This window comes from bacterium, from assembly GCA_019637795.1.
In the GTDB taxonomy this organism is placed as follows: domain Bacteria; phylum Desulfobacterota; class Binatia; order HRBIN30; family CADEER01; genus JAHBUY01.
In genome coordinates this window covers 1-2,198 of the sequence record JAHBUY010000011.1, presented here as the reverse complement: position 1 = coordinate 2,198, position 2,198 = coordinate 1, and the positions used below count along the sequence as shown (strand labels likewise).

Here is a 2,198-nt window from a genome sequence, read left to right as displayed (position 1 = left end):
ACCGTGTTCACCGCGCGATCGACCAGCCCGCTGCGGTCGTAGAACGGCACCACCGTCATGCCCGTCGGCAGCGACGGCGCCAGCTCGGCCAGGCGCGTCTTCACGGCCGAAACCACCTGTCGCGCGTTGGCGCCGCGCAGGCCCAGCACCAGCCCCTCGACCGCCTCGCCAGCGCCGTTGCGCGTCACGGCGCCGTAGCGCGTCAGCGCCCCGGTGCGCACCTGTGCGACGTCGCCGACCCGCACCACGCGACCGTCGCTCGCGCGGACGACCGTCTGGCGCAGGTCGTCGAGCTCGCGCACGGCCCCTTCGGCGCGCACGATCAGCGCTTCCTCGCCGTTGTTCAGCCGGCCCGCGCCGTCGTTGCGGTTGCCGGTGACGATCGCCTCCTCGAGCTGCGCGAGCGTCACGCCGCGCGCCAGCAGGGCCACGGGGTCGGGCACGACCTCGAAGGTGCGCACCTTGCCGCCGAGGCTGTTCACGTCGGCCACGCCGGGCAGCGTGCGCAGCGCCGGCCGCACGACCCAGTCGAGCACGCGGCGCTTCTCGTCGAGCGACTGCGGGCCCTCGAGCGTGAACATGTACATCTCGCCCAGCGGCGTCGTGATCGGCGCCAGGCCGCCGCTGGCGTTCGGCGGCAGGTCCTTGATCGCGCCGGCCAGCCGCTCGCCTACCTGCTGGCGAGCCCAGTAGACGTCGGTACCGTCCTCGAAGTCGAGCGTGATGTCGGCCAGCGCGTACTTGGACACCGAGCGCAGCATCACCTGGCGCGGAATGCCGAGCAGCTCCTGCTCGATCGGCATCGTGATCCGCGTCTCGACCTCTTCCGGCGTCATGCCGGGCGCCTTCAGGATCAGCTTGACCTGCGTGGTCGACACGTCGGGAAAGGCGTCGATCGGCAGGTTTCGATAGGCGACGGTGCCCGCTGCGACCAGCATCACCGCGAGCACGAGCACCAGCAACCGCTGGCGAAGCGAAAACGAGATCAGCGCAGAGAGCATCGCCGTACGCGCTCCGCTACTTTCCGGCCTCGGGCGTCGCGAAGATCGACTTCAGCGCCGCCGTCCCCTGAACGACCACGCGGGTGCCCGCGTCGATGCCCGTCACGGTGGCCATCCCGTCGGCGCTGCCGCCAAGCGTCACCGGCACGCGACGGAACGTGCCGGCCACCTCCTCGACGAAGACGACCGGCGCACCGCCCTCGTCGACCACGGCCGCCGACGGCACCCGCACCGACGCGACACCCGGCACCTCGACCACCGCCACGACCGTCTGGCCCGGCCGCAGCGCGCCTGCGGGCGCGCGCACCTCGGCGCGCACGAGCACCGTCTGCGTCGCGACGTCGACGCTCTGGCCGAGCGCGATCACGCGACCGGCGATTGCGGCCGTGTCGCGCTGGCCCGCCTGCGGGCCGGCCTCGATGCGCACGGCACTGCCGCGCGCGAGCAACGCGGCGTCGGTGGCCGGCGCCTGCATCTCGACCCACAGCGGATCGAGAGCGGCGATCCGGTACAACGGCGCCGCCTGCTCGAGCCGTTGCCCGACGACGGCCTGCTGCTCGAGCACGACGCCCGCGATCGGCGCGCGCAGCGTGATCTGCCCGGCGCCGCCGTCGGCGCCGACCCCGGCCTGCGCGAGCGCGCGGCGCCGCTCGATCTGCTGGGCCTGCGCCTGGCGGGCCTGCGCGCGCGCCGCTTCGAGCCGCGACTGCGCGATCAGGCCTTCAGCGAACAACTGCTCGTCACGCTCGAGGCTTCGCCGCGCGAGGTCGGCCTGGCTGTTCGCCTGCGCCACGTCGCGCTGCAACTCGCTCGCCTGCGTGCTGCGCAGCACGGCGAGCAGCTGCCCCGCGCGGACCTCGTCGCCGACCGCGACCTGCAGCGACTCGACCAGCGCCGGCAGCGGCGCAGCCACCAGGCGTTGTCGCGAGACCGGCACCACCACCTGCGCCGGGTAGCGCGCCTGCGAACCGGCGTTCGAGCCGTCGGCAGGCTGGACCCGGATGCCGAGCGCATCGACCTGCTGTGGCGCGATCGTCCGACGCTCGACGGAGGGCGGCTGCGCCGACGCCGCAACTGCGACGGCCATCAGCACGGCGACGATGGCGGCCCTGCGGCCGCGGCAATTCGGTGGCGTCAAGTGGATCCTCGTCCGGGGTTTCGTCTCCCTCCCGTTCGCGCCCGAACGAGAGGGGTCGG

The 2,198-nt window shown here is 73.4% G+C and carries 2 protein-coding genes; both read right to left on the bottom strand.

Annotated elements, in window-relative coordinates:
• Window positions 1-1,001, bottom strand: a 1,001-nt coding sequence (locus KF840_26765) for an efflux RND transporter permease subunit (GenBank protein ID MBX3028513.1), incomplete at its 3' end; no start/stop codon positions are given.
• Between the two features lie 16 nt (window positions 1,002-1,017).
• On the bottom strand, window positions 1,018-2,198 hold a 1,181-nt coding region (locus tag KF840_26760), incomplete at its 5' end, for an efflux RND transporter periplasmic adaptor subunit (GenBank protein MBX3028512.1).